This window comes from Anaerovorax odorimutans (assembly GCF_024459955.1).
Lineage (GTDB): Bacteria > Bacillota > Clostridia > Peptostreptococcales > Anaerovoracaceae > Hominibacterium > Hominibacterium odorimutans_A.
Genome location: NZ_JANFXK010000251.1, coordinates 1 through 220, shown reverse-complemented (window position 1 = coordinate 220; position 220 = coordinate 1). Strand labels below are relative to the sequence as shown.

The following is a 220-nucleotide window of genomic DNA, read 5'->3' as shown; positions in this document are numbered from 1 at the left end:
CAAAAAGAGGATTGATAAAACAATCATAATTGCACCAACAACAAGACTGCTATATAGTGCAGTGCTTGCCACTTTGTTTGCCTGATCCTTATTTCTTTGTCCTAACAGTCGAGAAATGTAGGATGCTGCCCCATTACCAAAAAGTAATCCTAAGCCAACGACTACTTGACCGAGTGGATACACAACCGAGATGGCAGCCATTTGACTTTCGCCTAATCCG

At 42.3% G+C, this 220-nt stretch carries 1 protein-coding gene; it reads right to left on the bottom strand.

The features are described from left to right. Positions 1–220: MATE family efflux transporter (locus tag NE619_RS18670; RefSeq protein ID WP_256133946.1), on the bottom strand; the 220-nt coding region annotated here is incomplete at both ends.